The following is a 14,803-nucleotide window of genomic DNA, read 5'->3' on the forward strand; positions in this document are numbered from 1 at the left end:
GACAGGATCAGTCGTCCATGTGGCGGATGACCTCCTCGCCGAAGCCGGAACAGGACACCTCGGTGGCGCCGTCCATCAGGCGGGCCAGATCGTAGGTGACCGTCTTGGCCTGAATGGCGCCCTCCATGCCCTTGATGATCAGGTCGGCTGCCTCGTTCCACCCCATGTGGCGCAGCATCATCTCGGCAGACAGGATGAGGGAGCCCGGGTTCACCTTGTCCTGACCGGCATACTTGGGCGCCGTGCCGTGAGTGGCCTCGAACATGGCCACGGTATCGGACAGGTTGGCGCCCGGCGCAATGCCGATGCCGCCCACCTGTGCCGCCAGCGCGTCGGAGATGTAGTCACCATTGAGGTTCAGCGTGGCGATGACGCTGTATTCCGCCGGACGCAGCAGAATCTGCTGCAGGAAAGCATCGGCGATCACATCCTTGATCACGATCTCGCGGCCGGTCTTCGGGTTCTTGAAGCTGCACCACGGTCCACCGTCGATTTCTGTAGCGCCGAACTCCTCCTTGGCCAGCTCGTAGCCCCACTCCTTGAAGGCGCCCTCGGTGAACTTCATGATGTTGCCCTTGTGCACCAGAGTGACCGAATCCCGGTCCTGATCAATGGCATACTGGATCGCCTTGCGCACCAGCCGCTTGGTGCCTTCTTCGGACACGGGCTTGATGCCGATGCCGGACGTCTCGGGGAAACGGATCTTGTTGACCCCCATCTCGTTCTGCAGAAAGTCGATCACTTTCTTCACTTCCGGGGTGCCCGCCTTCCACTCGATACCGGCGTAGATGTCCTCGGAGTTCTCGCGGAAGATGACCATGTCCACAAGCTCCGGGTGCTTCACCGGAGAGGGTGTGCCGTTGAAATAGCGTACCGGACGCTGGCAGACGTAGAGATCCAGGTTCTGACGCAGCGCCACGTTGAGAGAACGGATGCCACCACCGACCGGCGTGGTCAGCGGTCCCTTGATGGAGACCACATAATCACGCACTGCCTCCAGCGTCTCGTCAGGCAGCCAGACATCGGGCCCATAGACCTTTGTGGCCTTCTCACCGGCGTAGATTTCCATCCAGGCGATCTTGCGCTGACCGCCGAAGGCCTTGTCCACGGCGGCGTCAACCACCTTCTTCATCACCGGCGTGATGTCCACGCCAATGCCGTCACCCTCGATGAAGGGTACGATCGGACGGTCAGGCACGTTCAGGCTGTTGTCTGCGTTGACGGTAATCTTCTCGCCCTCGGCGGGCACCACGATCTTCTCGAACGACATGCTTCGACCTCACTGTTAAAATGACGGTCAATTTTACCATACGCCCCCTCATGAGCCGACTGCTGCTGTTCAACAAGCCTTACGGTGTGCTGAGCCAGTTCAGTGATGCCGACGGACGTCCCACACTGAAGGATTACATCGACGTGCCCGGGGTCTATCCCGCAGGTCGGCTTGACCGGGATTCGGAAGGGCTGCTGCTGCTGACTGATGACGGCCGTCTGCAGCACCGTATCGCCCACCCGCGTCACAAGCTGGAAAAGACCTATCTGGTGCAGGTGGAGGGCGACCCCACGGAAGCGGATCTGGAACCGCTGCGTCGCGGCATCCTGCTCAAGGACGGCCCCACCCGCCCGGCAAAGGTGCGGCGTATCGACCCACCCACGCTGTGGCCGCGCAACCCGCCGGTGCGCTACCGCAAGTCCGTGCCCGACACCTGGCTGGAAATCCGCATTACCGAAGGACGCAACCGGCAGGTGCGGCGCATGACGGCAGCCATCGGCTTTCCGACGCTCAGGCTGGTGCGGGTTAGAATAGGCCGCTGGCGGCTGGGACGACTGCAGCCGGGCGAATGGATCGAACTGGAGGTGTGATGAAGGTCATCGTTGGGCTTTCCGGAGGTGTGGACTCCGCCGTGAGCGCCCTGCTGCTCAAGCAGCAGGGCTATGAGGTGGAAGGCCTGTTCATGAAGAACTGGGAAGGCGACGACACCGAAGACTACTGCCCGGCCCGGGAGGACCTGATGGATGTGATGGCGGTGTGCGACCGCCTTGGCATCGAACTGCATGTGCGCAATTTCGCCAGGGAATACTGGGAACGCGTGTTCAGCTACTTTCTTGATGAATACCGGGCCGGACGCACTCCCAACCCGGACATCCTCTGCAACAAGGAAGTCAAGTTCCGCGCCTTTCTGGACGAAGCGCTGCGCCTGGGTGCCGACCGCATCGCCATGGGGCACTACGCCCGCAACGTGGAAGATGAAACGGGCCGCTTCCATCTGATGAAGGGGCGGGACGCCAACAAGGACCAGACCTACTTTCTCTACACCCTGCAGCAGCATCAGCTGGAAAAGAGCCTGTTCCCCGTCGGTGGGCTGGAAAAGCCCCGCGTACGCGAAATTGCCGCCGAGCATGACCTGCCGGTGGCCGCCAAGAAGGATTCCACCGGCATCTGCTTCATCGGCGAGCGCAAGTTCAAGGACTTTCTGCAGCGCTATCTGCCCGCACAGCCGGGGGACATGGTCACGCCGGAGGGCGAGGTGGTCGGCCGTCACGACGGGCTGATGTACTACACGCTGGGGCAGCGCCGCGGTCTGGGCATCGGCGGCGGTCACGGGCGGGAGAACCTGCCCTGGTTCGTGGCCGACAAGGATCTTGAACACAACCGGCTGATCGTGGTGCAGGGCGAGCACCCCCTGCTCTACCATATTGCCCTGATTGCGGACCAGCTGCACTGGACCACGGGCATGCTGCCGGAAAAACGCCATCTTCATGCCAAGATCCGCTACCGGCAGGAAGAGCAGCCATGCCGCATCGAGCCTCTGCCGGACGGGCGTCTGGCCGTGATCTTCGACACGCCTCAGCGGGCGGTCACGCCAGGGCAGTCGGTTGTCTTCTACGATGGCGAAGAGTGCCTCGGTGGCGGCGTCATTGAACAGCGGTTCAAGGATGAAAAGGAACTGGAGAACGCCCTGTGAGCTATACGGATCAGGATCGAACCCTCGCCTTTGCCGGCCTCTATCAGGCCGTCAGGCAGGTGCACGACATCGCCGCACATGGCCGATTGCGCCCGGAGGCCTTCGAAACCAGCGTGCGCAGTCTGTTTATCACTGATCCCGAATCAACGCTGGATGTCTTCGGCGGTGATCTGGCGAACCTGCGCCTCGGCATAGAAACCCTGCTTGGGCAGATGCTGGGCAGCCAGCGTAACCTGCACATCACCCGCTATGCGCTGGGGCTGGTCATTCTGGCCAAGAAGGTCATGCAGGACGGACAGCGGCTGCAGCGCATCAGCGACACCATCGAGACGGCCCGGCGGCAGCTGGAACATTTCGGCGGTATTGAGCGCCCGGTGCTGGAGACCCTGGCCCGGGCCTATGAGGAAAACATCAGCCCTCTGCAGCCGCGCATACTGGTCAACGGCATGCCGGAACATCTGCAGGACAGCCTCAATGTGGTGCGCATCCGCACCCTGCTGCTGGCCGGCCTGCGCTCAGCGATCCTCTGGTATCAGACCGGTGGCAGTCGCTTTCAGCTGATCTGGAAGCGCCGCGCCTATGTGCGCACCGCCCAGGCACTGTTGCAGCAGCTGCCGGAAAAGCCCAAATTCTCTCCGGAGTAAGCTCAGCGCGCCTCGAGGACTTCCACTTCCTCCAGCTGTTCCAGCTGACGTTTCTGAACGTCAGTCAGGCGGATATCCAGCACCGGCGCACCCTGCTCGTCGAAGTGCTCGGCCAGCACTTCACCCAGTGTGTAGAGCTGGGCCCGTAGCTTGCCGGCCGTCACCGGCAGCCGCACGCGAAGATGGTGGAACCGTCCCTTGAAGTGACTGGCCACCGCCTGCTGCAACAGATCAAGCCCCTGCCCCGTCTTCGCCGAAATCCACACCCGGCTGGCACAGCCCGCCTCATCCCAGTCGATATGAGGATCCACCGGTGGATCAAGTCGGTCAATCTTGTTCATGACCAGAAGCTGCGGCACTTCATCCGCCCCCACCTCGGCAATGACCGTCTGCACATCCGCCATCTTCTCCTCCCGCAACGGATCGGCGGCGTCCACCAGATGAATGAGCAGGTCCGCCTCCCGTGTCTCTTCAAGTGTGGAGCGGAAGGCCGCCACCAGATCATGAGGAATATGGCGGATGAACCCCACGGTATCGGCAAAGATGACCGGGCCGGCGCCGGGCAGATGCACCCTGCGCAGCGTGGCATCCAGCGTGGCGAACAGGCGATCCTCCGCATAGACGCCCGCCTCGGTCAGCCGGTTGAACAGGGTGGATTTGCCCGCATTGGTGTAACCGACGATGGTCACAGTGGGCAGGTCCGTCTTCTTGCGGCCACGCCGACCCAGTTCACGCTGTTTTCTCGCCTTCTCAATACGTCTTTCCAGCTGACGGATGCGCTCGCGCAGCAGGCGGCGGTCGGTTTCCAGCTGCGTTTCACCCGGGCCACGCAGGCCGATCCCCCCCTTCTGCCGTTCCAGGTGGCTCCAGCCGCGCACCAGCCGGGTGGACATGTGCTTGAGCTGGGCCAGCTCCACCTGCAGCTTGCCTTCGTGGGAGCGTGCCCGCTGGGCGAAAATATCCAGAATCAGCCCGACCCGATCCAGCACGCGGCACTTGAGCGCCCGTTCCAGATTGCGCTCCTGCGCGGGGGACAGGGCATGGTTTACGATGACCACGTCCGCCTCGCAGGCAGCCACGGCATCAGCCACCTCCTCCACCTTGCCCCTGCCGATGAAGGTTCGGGGATCCGGCGTGTCCCGTCGCGCGGTGATGAGCGTGCACACCTCGGCGCCGGCGGAATCGACCAGTTCCCGAAATTCCTCCAGCTCTTCCCGGTCTTCCGCCTGCCGCATCTCCACATGCACCAGCACCGCCCGTTCCAGCTCCCGCTGCGGGCGGATACGCCCGAACAGTTCGGTCATGCCCTGCCCTCTTCAAACGCAAAAAGCCGGCAATGCCGGCTTTCTCGTTTCAGCATGATGGGACTCATTCTTCGGCTGCGCTTTCGGCCTCGGCGCTCTCGGCGATCATCTCCCCCAGATTGAAGGACTTGGGCTCGCGGCTGGGCACGATGGTGGAAATGGCGTGCTTGTAGACCATCTGGGTGACGTTGCTCTTGAGAATGACCACGAACTGGTCGAAGGAGTCGATGCGACCCTGCAGCTTGACGCCGTTGACCAGATAGATGGACAGCGGAATCCGCTCCTTGCGCAGGGCGTTGAGATAGGGATCCTGAATCGGTTGTGCTTTTGCCATGGTTCACTCCAGTTGCATATTGGATGTTTATTATTTTGTTTTATCAGAGTCTATATTACTGTTCTGTTCAACAGAAGACAAATCCTCCAGCATGGCCATCATGCGGGTCACCTGTTCATCGATTGACAGCGTGTAAGGATCCATCTGACACTGTGCGGGCAACTTGCGCAGCCAGGTGATCTGACGCTTGGCCAGCTGACGGGTGGCCGCGACGGCCTTTTTCACCATGGTGTCCCGGTCGTATTCGCCAGCCAGCCAGCCCCACATCTGTCGGTAGCCCACGGAACGTATGGACGGAAGCTCGGTTGACAGGTCGCCCCGGGCATACAGTTGGCGCACCTCCTCCTCAAAACCGGCATTCAGCATGGCATCAAAGCGCTCGGCAATGGCCCGGTGCAGCCACCGGCGATCCTGCGGCAGCAAAGCGCAGGCGGCAAAACGATAAGGTGTTGCAGGACGGGTGTCACGCTGCAGCTCCGAAAGCGGACGGCCGGTCAGACGATACACTTCCAGTGCCCTCAGCGTGCGCTGCGGATCGCCCGGGGCAATGCGGCCGGCGGCCTCCGGGTCCACCCGTTCCAGCTCGCGCCTCAGCGGGGCAGGATCCGCAGCCCACGCCGCCTGCAACTGCCGACGGAGTTCCGGATCCGACTCGGGCAGACGAGCCAGGCCATTGACAAGCGCGTTGTAGTACATCATGGTGCCGCCCACGATCAGGGGCACACGCCCATGCCCGTAGATCTGGGGCACCAGCGCCGCCACCGCTTCAACGAACTGAGAGGCCGACCAGGACTCGGCCGGATCGAGAATGTCGATGAGGTGGTGTGGCACCGCCGCCCGCTCTTCATTCGACGGCTTGGCGGTGCCGATGTCCATGTCCCGGTAGATCAGGGCCGAGTCCATGCTGATGATCTCCACCGGCAGACGCTTGGCAAGCGCCAGTGCCAGCGCTGTCTTGCCGCTGGCGGTCGGACCGATGATGGCGGGCACGATCTGCCGTCTGCGCAGGCGCTCGATCAGCCGCACGCTCATCGTCCCCGCATGAACAGCCCGTCCAGCTGCTTCATGTCCAGCTGCACCCAGGTGGGCCGGCCGTGATTGCACTGTCCGGAGCGCTCCGTGGCCTCGATATCCCGCAGAAGCTGGTTCATCTCCTCGAGCGTCAACTGCCGTCCCGCACGCACGGAGCCGTGACAGGCCATGGTGGAGAGCATGCGGTCGATCATCCGGTCCGGCAGCTCAGTGGCTCCGACCGCCCGCAGCTCGGAGAGCATGTCCCGCACCAGCTGCTCGACCGGAGCGTTGCGCAGCAGCGCCGGCACACTGTCCACCCGAATCATGTCCGGCCCGGCCTCCCGCGTGTCGAATCCCCAGTCTGCCAGCTGCTGTTGATGCTGCCGCCATGCGGTCATCTCCTCACGCCCCAGCGGCAGCGTCATGGGCACCAGCAGCGGCTGGCGCACGATACGTCGGTCCGCCCACTGCCGTTTGAGCCGCTCATAGACAATGCGCTCATGGGCGGCATGCATGTCCACCAGCACCATGCCATGCGCGTTTTCCGCCACGATGAAGGCTCCATGCAGCTGCGCTCTGGCAAATCCCAGCGGCGGCACTTCCTCCGCATTTTCCGTAACAGCAACCCCATGCGGCTGCTCACCGGCATCATAGGCGGCGGACGGCTCCCGCACCACGGGCTGCTGAAAGGTGAGACTGCTCTGGAAATCCGCACTGGCTCCACCTTGGCGTGCAGCCATGCGCGGCCTATCGGCAGATGGCGCTGGCGTGCTACCCGTTGCGACAGCACTGCCGGCGGGTGCAGAAATGGCTTCCTGAACGCCACGCCGGATGAAGTCATACACCCAGCGCCCATTGGCAAAGCGCACCTCGAACTTGGCCGGGTGGACATTGACATCCACCTCTTCCGCAGGCATGTCGAGAAAGAGCACATAGGCTGGATGGCGGCCGTGGTAGAGCACGTCCGCATAAGCCTGACGCAGGGCGTGCACGATCACCTTGTCCCGCACCATGCGCCCGTTGACATAGAAATACTGCATGTCCGCCTGAGCACGGTTGAAGGTGGGCCGCCCTACCCAGCCATGCAGCCGATAGGGGCCCTGCTGAATGTCCACCGGCAGCGCCGCTTCCTCGAAGGGGGCTCCAAGCAGCTCCCGCAGACGTCGCAGTCTGGCCTGCTCGTCCCGTGCCGGTGGCAGTTGCAGCAGGTTGCGGCCGTTGTGCGACAGCGTGAAGCTCACCTGTGGCCAGGCCAGCGCAAGACGCCGCACCAGGGTTTCCACATGCCCCAGTTCCGTGCGCTCGGTCTTGAGGAACTTGCGCCGGGCCGGCACGTTGAAGAAGAGATCCTCCACCGTGACCCGCGTGCCCCGCGCCATGGCCACCGGCTCCGGCCCCCGCCAGTCGACGGCACCTTCAGCATGGACGCGCCAGCCATGGCAGTCCTCCGCCGTGGCGCTGGCCAGCTCGAAGCGGGAGACAGCGCTGATGCTGGCCAGTGCCTCACCACGAAAACCGAGCGTGGCGATGGCGTGCAGATCGGCGCTGGTGGCGATTTTGCTGGTGGCGTGGCGGCTCACGGCCAGCAGCAGCTCATCTCTGGGAATGCCACAGCCATTGTCGGTCACCTGAATGAGCCGGATGCCCCCCTGTTGCAGACGGATGTCCAGTCGATCAGCACCGGCGTCCAGCGCATTTTCCATCAGCTCCTTGACCACGGAGGCGGGACGCTCGACCACCTCGCCAGCCGCGATCTGGCTGGCCAGCTGGTCTGGAAGAGGACGGATGGGCGTGCGGTCGGACATGACCGCACATTATAGGGAAACGGCCCGTCCGTGGGTCAAAGCTGCGCAAGCATCCGCTCGGTCACCGGAATGCGCAGGCGCTTGCCCACATAGAGACGGTTGGCGTTGCGGATGCCATTGACTCTTTTCAGGCTGGCCAGGCGCACGTTGAACCTGTGAGCGATTCCAGACAGAGTGTCGCCACGCTTGACCCGGTAGGTCAGATAAAGCGGCTCGCCCCAGTGAGGCTTGTTGGAACGCTTGCGGGCAAAACGCTTGACCCCCTGCGTGATGGCCTCCGCCATGCGGGCATGGAAGCTGGAAGAGCGAAGATTGCGGATGTCCTGCGGGTTGGAGATGAAGGCCGTCTCGATCAGGATGGAGGGCATGTCCAGCGAACGCAGCACGGCAAAGTTGGCGGACTGCACGCTCAGCTTGTGCATCTTGACCCGACGTGCCATCTGCTGAAGCACGCTGTGGGCCAGCTTGCGGCTGGCACGCAGGTTGGCCTTGCGCACAAGATCGCCCAGTACATAGGACACCTTTTCCGGATGGCCACCACTGAGGAACAGGCTGCCATTCTCGCTATGTGCCAGCGCCCGGGCCATGGCGGAGCTGGCGCCCTTGCGGTTGAGCACATAGATGGAACCGCCCCGTACGCGCGGATCATGGGGGAAGGCATCCGCATGAATGGAGATGAACAGGTCGGCGTGATACTTGCGCGCCAGCTTGGGCCGATCATACAGGGGGACGAACACGTCCCGGTCGCGGATCAGCACCGCACGCATGCCCGGCTCCCGGTCGATGCGGCGCTTGAGCGCCCGGGCCATGGCCAGGGTAACGTTCTTTTCCAGAATGCCGCCGGGGCCGATCGCGCCGGTGTCCTTGCCGCCATGGCCGGCGTCAATGGCCACGATCAGTGTGTGGTCATCCAGCGGTCGGCTGGTCAGGCGCTGAATTTCCCGCTGCAGCCGGGTGCGTTCATGGGCTTTCTTTACCGGGTTGCGGGCCGTTTCCGTACTGGCAACACGGGTGGCCGCCTTGTGGCTGACGACAGGCTTGCTGCGCTGCCCGCCATGGGCGGTTTGAGTGGATTTGGGAGTGGCTTTCGGCGCTGGCGTCGCTTTTTTGACGGCACGTGCCACCTTTACGGAACGCTGTACCGGCGCTTTTCCGGTCGCTGTCCTGGCAACCCGGGTCGGACGCTGCTCAACCTTTGCGGGCTTGACCGGCTTGCGTGCAGCCACAGCCTGACGCTGAGTTTTTTTCTTTCCGGTAGCTGCTTTCGGCGAACCATGATGGCGGGCCAACGCCGTCGTAGCCGGTTTGACGTCAATGACCAGACGCTGCTGCCCCTTTCTGCGCCCTTTCAGGGCAAAGTGACGGTAGGTGACGGGCCGGGTCAGGTCAAACACGACGATATAGGTGTGCTTGCCACTCCAGCCGGTGCGCACCTGGCGCACCCAGCGCAGATTGATGGCACGTCGAGTGTATTTGAGACCCGCCTTTGCGTTGGTGAAACGCACCAGCAGGCGCTCCGGATTGTGCAGGCGTTCAATGCGGTAGGCGGGCGTGCCGGCGATGTCCAGCACCAGTCGCACCTTGTCCTGATGGTGTCCGGCGCGCAGGCTGGCCACCTGAACGGCCGCCTGGGCTACTGTGGAAAGCCCCACCCACAAGGCCATGATTGCAAGGATGATGGATGCTTTTCTGGTCATGGGTTGCACTCGCATGTCGGTTTTCTGTCATGTTTCTGTCAATGCAACATGGCCTTTTCAAATTTCATGCCAACTCAAAAACCTCAATTTCCCGGCATGTGTGACCACAGGGTTTCAACTTTATCACAATATCTGCCTGATGCATAAACCCTTTTCCTTTCTCAGCCCACTCGACAAAGTGCAGCGTTCCCGGTGCGAACAGCTCCCGCGCGCCCATGTATTCCAGCTCTTCCGGGTCGCACAGACGGTAGAGATCCCAGTGAAAGATGCGCATCCCGTGGATTTCGTAGGGTTCGACGAGGGTATAGGTGGGACTTTTGACACGCACGCCCGTATCGAGCGACTGAATCATGCTCCGGGCAAGAAACGACTTGCCCGCCCCCAAATTGCCTTCCAGCCAGACGACCACGGGCTGCTCCCGCTCGCGCACCCACTGCCTCAGCGTGTCCATCCAGCGCCGGGCGAAAGCGCGCGTCTCCGCTTCCGAATGACTGACCGTCGTTTCCAGCAGGATAAAATGCGGTTCATGCATGGCCATGACCTCAAACAGCAGCTTAAAGAGTTCGCCCGCACACTCGGCTTTGCCGACCTGGGCGTGACGGACACCGACCTGTCCGCTTACGAGGCGGACTACTTTAACTGGTTGGGCCGGCACTTTCACGGCGAGATGGACTACATGGCCCGCCACGGACTCAAGCGCACCCGCCCCAACCTGCTGGTGCCGGGCACGGTGCGCATCATCAGCCTGCGCATGCCCTACTACTCACCCGATGCCGCCGATCCCGTCGCCCAGCTCAACCGACCCGAACATGCCTATGTGAGCCGCTACGCCCTCAACCGCGATTACCACAAGCTGATCCGCAAGCGGCTCAAGCGGCTGGTGGCCTTCATCGAAGAGCGGGTCGGCACTGGCTTCAACTATCGCATCTTCACCGATTCCGCCCCGGTGCTGGAGCGCCCCATCGCCGAAAAGGCGGGGCTGGGCTTCATCGGCAAGAACAGTCTGGTCATTCACCCCCGTGCCGGCAGCTGGTTCTTTCTGGCGGAAATCTTCACCGACCTCGAGCTGCCGGTGGACCCGCCCTTCGAAAAACAGGGCTGCGGCCCCTGCACCGCCTGCATTGCAGAATGCCCCACAGGCGCCATCGTGGCGCCGGGCGTGGTGGACGCCCGACGCTGCATCTCCTACCTCACCATCGAACATCCGGGCGAAATTCCGGAAGCGCTACGCCCGCTGATGGGCAACCGCATCTACGGCTGTGACGACTGCCAGCTGGTCTGCCCCTGGAACCGCTTTGCCGAATGCAGCAAAGACGAGTCGTGGCAGCCACGTCATCGACTGGATCGTGCCACCCTGCTGGAGCTCTGGATGTGGACAGAGGAAGACTTCCTGAAAAACCTCGAAGGCTCCCCCATCCGTCGCATCGGCTACGAACGCTGGCTGCGCAATCTGGCCGTGGCACTGGGCAACGGGCCGTGGAGTGAGGACGTGGAAGCCGCATTAAGGCAAAAGCGGCCAGAAACCTCGGAAATGGTGCAAAAACATATCGACTGGGCGCTCGACCGGCTGCGCGAAAGGCGCGACCTGCCAAAAATGGGGGAGACCCCGTTCCCGAGGCAGGTGCGCAAGGCGCACCTGCCCCGCTGCGATTGGGAGAGGGAAGATTGATATCTACAGCCGGTCGAAAATGGAGCCCTCGTTGGCGCTGAAGAGTTTGTTGTAGTAGCGCGCCGCGTAAATGTTGGTCATGCCGGCGATGTAGTCGCAGATGACCCGCTGGCGCGCCCGCTCGTCCGCCGCCACCTCATAGCGGGCGAAGGTATCCCGCGGCAGCAGCCGGTCTGCATTGCTGCGCAACGCCTTGAACAGGTTCAGCACGATGATCTGCCCTTTGTACTCCAGCCCCTTCACTTCCGGTCGGGTGATCACGTGCTTGAAGACAAAGCGCTTGAGCAGCTCCAACACCCGGGCCTGCGCCGGTTTCAACCGAGCCTGATAACGCAGCAGCGGATGCTCGAACTCTGTCTTTTCCACCACCTCGACCGCCTCGATCATCATGCCCACCATCAGGCTGATGGCCCGTTTGCGCGGACGGGAGCGACCGGAAAAGAGCATTTCCGTCATGGCCTCATCCCACATACCCGCCTCGCGGAAGGCGGCATCGGCCATCACCTCCTCTTCCCAGCAGGCCCGGCTGACCAGGTTCATCGCCAGCGCATCTTCCAGATCGTGAATACCGTAGGCGATGTCATCGGCCAGATCCATCAGGGTGGTGTCGAAGCTCTTGTGACGGGTGAACAGCTGCGCCCCCTGCCGCTCGATACGGGTGAACTCGGCCCGATCCGCTTCCGAGAAAGGCGCCAACACCCACTCGAACACCGGCTTCTCATCCAGATAGATGGACTTGGGCGGCTGGTAGTGATTGGGATTGAGGGTGAGGAAATCCAGCGTGTCCGGCTCCTGCATGGCCGATTTGAACGGCTCGAAACAGCACACGATGTCATCATAGATGGCCGGATACTTGAGCACGCCCAGCGTGGCGCGGCGGGAAAGGTTGATGCCATGTTCCGGCGTGTATTCACCCAGCTTCGACAGAATCCGCAGCGTCTGCGCATTGCCCTCGAAACCGCCATGACGGCGCATCATGTAGTTGAGCGCCATCTCCCCGCCGTGCCCGAAGGGCGGATGACCCAGATCATGGGCCAGACAGATGGCCTCGATGAGAAACAGATCCGGCAGCCAGTCGAACCACGGCTGCCCCTCCCCGGTGAGCGACAGCTGTTCCACCAGGCCGGAGCCGATCTGCGCCACCTCCATGGAGTGGGTCAGACGGGTGCGGTAGAAATCGCTCTCATGCAACCCGAGAACCTGGGTTTTGGACTGCAGACGGCGGAAGGAGGCCGAATGAATGATGCGCGCCCGATCGCGCTGATACACCACGCGGTGCGGTTTGGCCGGACGTCCGTCGAGATGTTCCGTGTAACGCTGCGCCCAGACGGGGTCGAGCGGGTCGTATGCCATGCTAAAATTTCCCGGTTGTTTGCCCAATTATAAGGAATCGCATCACCATGAGAACCAGCCAGTTTCTGCTTGCCACCACCCGGGAAACTCCGTCCGACGCCCAGATCGTCTCCCACCGGCTGATGCTGCGCGCCGGCATGATCCGTCAGCTGGCCTCTGGCCTCTACACCTGGCTGCCCCTCGGCCTGCGGGTGCTGCGCAAGGTCGAACGCATCATCCGCGAGGAGATGGACGCCTCCGGTGCGCAGGAGGTGCTCATGCCCGTGGTGCAGCCGGCGGAACTGTGGCAGGAATCCGGCCGCTGGGACGACTACGGCCCGGAGCTTTTGCGCTTCAAGGACCGTCACAAACGGGATTTCGTCCTCGGCCCCACCCATGAAGAGGTGATCACCGATCTGGTGCGCCGTGAGATCCGCAGCTACAAGCAGCTGCCGGCCAACTTCTACCAGATCCAGACCAAGTTCCGTGACGAAATCCGCCCCCGCTTCGGCGTCATGCGCGCCCGGGAGTTCATCATGAAGGACGCCTACTCCTTCCATCTGGATCGGGACTCCATGGCCGAGACCTATCAGGTGATGTATGACACCTATTCACGCATCTTCTCCAGGCTGGGCCTGGATTTCCGCGCCGTGCTGGCCGACACCGGCAGCATCGGCGGTGAGGCCAGCCACGAGTTCCACGTGCTGGCCGAATCCGGCGAGGACGCCATCGCCTTTTCTACAGAGAGCGACTACGCCGCCAATGTGGAGCTGGCCGAGGCGGTCGCCCCGGCAACGGAGCGCCACGTCCCCACGCAGCCGCTGAAAAAGGCAGCCACGCCCAATGTCGCCACCATCGAGGAAGTATGCCGCTTCTTCGACGTCACGCCTGACCGCATACTGAAAACCCTGATCGTCAAGGGCGCGAATGAGGATACCCCCTTCGTGGCCCTGTGCCTGCGGGGCGACCATGAGCTGAACGAAATCAAGGCGGAAAAACACCCGCTGGTGGCCGCACCATTCACCTTCGCAAGCGAGGCGGAGCTGGCACAGCTTGGCACAGCCGCCGGCAGTGCCGGACCGGTGGGACTTGACATTCCGATCATCGTGGACCGCAGCGCGGCGGTCATGGCCGACTTCATCAGCGGCGCCAACGAGAAGGACGCCCACTACACCGGCACCAACTGGGCGCGGGATGCAGCCATCACTGAGGTGGCCGATCTGCGCAATGTGGTGGAAGGTGACCCCTCCCCCGACGGCAAGGGCGTGCTGAAAATCCGCCGCGGCATCGAGGTAGGCCACATCTTCCAACTGGGCGACAAATACTCCAGGGCCCTCAACGCCACCGTGCTCAACGAACAGGGCAAGGCCACCGTGCTGCAGATGGGTTGCTACGGCATCGGCGTCAGCCGTGTGGTGGCTGCGGCCATCGAGCAGAACCATGACGACAGCGGTATCATCTGGCCGGACGCCATCGCCCCGTTCCAGGTCGCGCTGGTACCCATGCAGATGCACAAGTCACCGCGTGTGCGCGAATTTGCCGAAAAACTGTATGACGAGCTGCTCGCCGCCGGCATCGAAGTACTGTTCGACGATCGGGCCGAACGCCCCGGCGTCATGTTCAACGACATGGAGCTGATCGGCATTCCCCACCGGCTGGTAGTGGGCGACCGTGGTCTGGATCGTGGCGTAGTGGAATACAAGCGCCGCCGGGATGGTGAGCAGCATGACCTGCCGGCGGACAATGTGGTCGAGACACTGAAATCCCTGCTCGGGTGAGCGGATTTGGCGGAGTACGCAGGCGGGCCTCAGGCCCGCCCTTATTTTTCAGCGCAGGGCGGACAGGCACTCAGGGTGCAGTTGATCAGCCAGTGCTGTCAATGTCCAGTTGCGCCCCCATAGCTTGACCGGCTGATGCACATCGGCACCGGCCTCCCGCAACTTGCCGATCAGGCCGCAGCGACCCTGCGATACGGCCAGTGCCAGCGGCGTCCAGCCTTCCTGCGTCACCGCATTGACCGGCACGCCCCGGGTCAGCAGCC

General features: G+C 62.7%; 14 protein-coding genes. 5 read left to right on the top strand and 9 right to left on the bottom strand.

Features of this window, described 5'->3' with window-relative positions; translation table 11 throughout:
- Window positions 1-7: 7 nt before the first annotated feature.
- Window positions 8-1,270: an NADP-dependent isocitrate dehydrogenase gene (gene icd, locus F8K16_RS07490; protein ID WP_294948866.1), complete on the bottom strand. Its 1,263-nt coding sequence runs from the start codon at window positions 1,268-1,270 to the stop codon at window positions 8-10.
- A 50-nt stretch (window positions 1,271-1,320) separates the two neighbouring features.
- Between icd and F8K16_RS07495 the strand changes: the two genes are divergently transcribed.
- Genes F8K16_RS07495 through hflD form a run of 3 tightly spaced genes read left to right on the top strand, consistent with a single transcriptional unit; the run spans window position 1,321 to window position 3,607 of the window.
- Window positions 1,321-1,860, top strand: coding sequence for a pseudouridine synthase (locus F8K16_RS07495; RefSeq protein ID WP_294948868.1), 540 nt, complete (start codon window positions 1,321-1,323; stop codon window positions 1,858-1,860).
- A complete protein-coding gene (gene mnmA, locus F8K16_RS07500; RefSeq protein WP_294948871.1) occupies window positions 1,860-2,963 on the top strand; it encodes a tRNA 2-thiouridine(34) synthase MnmA in 1,104 nt (367 codons plus the stop codon). The genes F8K16_RS07495 and mnmA overlap by 1 nt, the downstream gene beginning before the upstream one ends.
- Window positions 2,960-3,607 carry a high frequency lysogenization protein HflD gene (hflD, locus tag F8K16_RS07505; protein WP_294948873.1) on the top strand — a complete coding sequence of 216 codons (648 nt, stop codon included), beginning with the start codon at window positions 2,960-2,962 and terminating at the stop codon, window positions 3,605-3,607. The genes mnmA and hflD overlap by 4 nt, the downstream gene beginning before the upstream one ends.
- Window positions 3,608-3,609: 2 nt before the next feature.
- Here hflD and hflX read toward each other — a convergent pair whose 3' ends face one another.
- The 6 genes from hflX to tsaE all read right to left on the bottom strand — a co-directional run bounded on the left by hflX (window position 3,610) and on the right by tsaE (window position 10,293).
- Window positions 3,610-4,911, bottom strand: a complete 1,302-nt coding sequence (gene hflX, locus F8K16_RS07510) for a ribosome rescue GTPase HflX (RefSeq protein ID WP_294948876.1) — start codon at window positions 4,909-4,911, stop codon at window positions 3,610-3,612.
- 64 nt (window positions 4,912-4,975) lie between these two features.
- Window positions 4,976-5,245 carry an RNA chaperone Hfq gene (gene hfq, locus F8K16_RS07515; protein ID WP_294948879.1) on the bottom strand — a complete coding sequence of 90 codons (270 nt, stop codon included), beginning with the start codon at window positions 5,243-5,245 and terminating at the stop codon, window positions 4,976-4,978.
- A gap of 30 nt (window positions 5,246-5,275) precedes the next feature.
- On the bottom strand, window positions 5,276-6,277 hold the full coding sequence (miaA, locus tag F8K16_RS07520; protein WP_294948882.1) for a tRNA (adenosine(37)-N6)-dimethylallyltransferase MiaA: 1,002 nt from the start codon (window positions 6,275-6,277) through the stop codon (window positions 5,276-5,278).
- The gene (gene mutL / locus F8K16_RS07525) at window positions 6,274-8,064 is read right to left on the bottom strand and encodes a DNA mismatch repair endonuclease MutL (RefSeq protein WP_294948885.1); all 1,791 of its coding nucleotides are present in this window, start codon (window positions 8,062-8,064) and stop codon (window positions 6,274-6,276) included. Before mutL ends, miaA begins: the two co-directional genes overlap by 4 nt.
- 35 nt (window positions 8,065-8,099) lie before the next feature.
- Complete coding sequence (locus F8K16_RS07530; protein ID WP_294948887.1) at window positions 8,100-9,761, bottom strand: N-acetylmuramoyl-L-alanine amidase; 1,662 nt, start codon at window positions 9,759-9,761, stop codon at window positions 8,100-8,102.
- 64 nt (window positions 9,762-9,825) lie between these two features.
- The gene (gene tsaE / locus F8K16_RS07535; RefSeq protein WP_294948889.1) at window positions 9,826-10,293 is read right to left on the bottom strand and encodes a tRNA (adenosine(37)-N6)-threonylcarbamoyltransferase complex ATPase subunit type 1 TsaE; all 468 of its coding nucleotides are present in this window, start codon (window positions 10,291-10,293) and stop codon (window positions 9,826-9,828) included.
- Here tsaE and queG point away from each other — a divergent pair.
- Window positions 10,288-11,430 carry a tRNA epoxyqueuosine(34) reductase QueG gene (gene queG / locus F8K16_RS07540; RefSeq protein ID WP_294948891.1) on the top strand — a complete coding sequence of 381 codons (1,143 nt, stop codon included), beginning with the start codon at window positions 10,288-10,290 and terminating at the stop codon, window positions 11,428-11,430. The genes tsaE and queG overlap by 6 nt on opposite strands.
- 3 nt (window positions 11,431-11,433) lie before the next feature.
- Here queG and F8K16_RS07545 read toward each other — a convergent pair whose 3' ends face one another.
- The gene (locus F8K16_RS07545) at window positions 11,434-12,783 is read right to left on the bottom strand and encodes an anti-phage deoxyguanosine triphosphatase (RefSeq protein WP_294948894.1); all 1,350 of its coding nucleotides are present in this window, start codon (window positions 12,781-12,783) and stop codon (window positions 11,434-11,436) included.
- Between the two features lie 47 nt (window positions 12,784-12,830).
- Between F8K16_RS07545 and F8K16_RS07550 the strand changes: the two genes are divergently transcribed.
- Window positions 12,831-14,540 carry a proline--tRNA ligase gene (locus F8K16_RS07550; RefSeq protein WP_294948896.1) on the top strand — a complete coding sequence of 570 codons (1,710 nt, stop codon included), beginning with the start codon at window positions 12,831-12,833 and terminating at the stop codon, window positions 14,538-14,540.
- Between the two features lie 48 nt (window positions 14,541-14,588).
- Here the strand turns inward: F8K16_RS07550 and F8K16_RS07555 are convergent.
- On the bottom strand, window positions 14,589-14,803 hold a 215-nt coding region (locus F8K16_RS07555; RefSeq protein WP_294948898.1), incomplete at its 5' end, for a hypothetical protein.

The organism is Sulfurivirga sp. (genome assembly GCF_015490265.1).
Classification (GTDB): domain Bacteria; phylum Pseudomonadota; class Gammaproteobacteria; order Thiomicrospirales; family Thiomicrospiraceae; genus Sulfurivirga.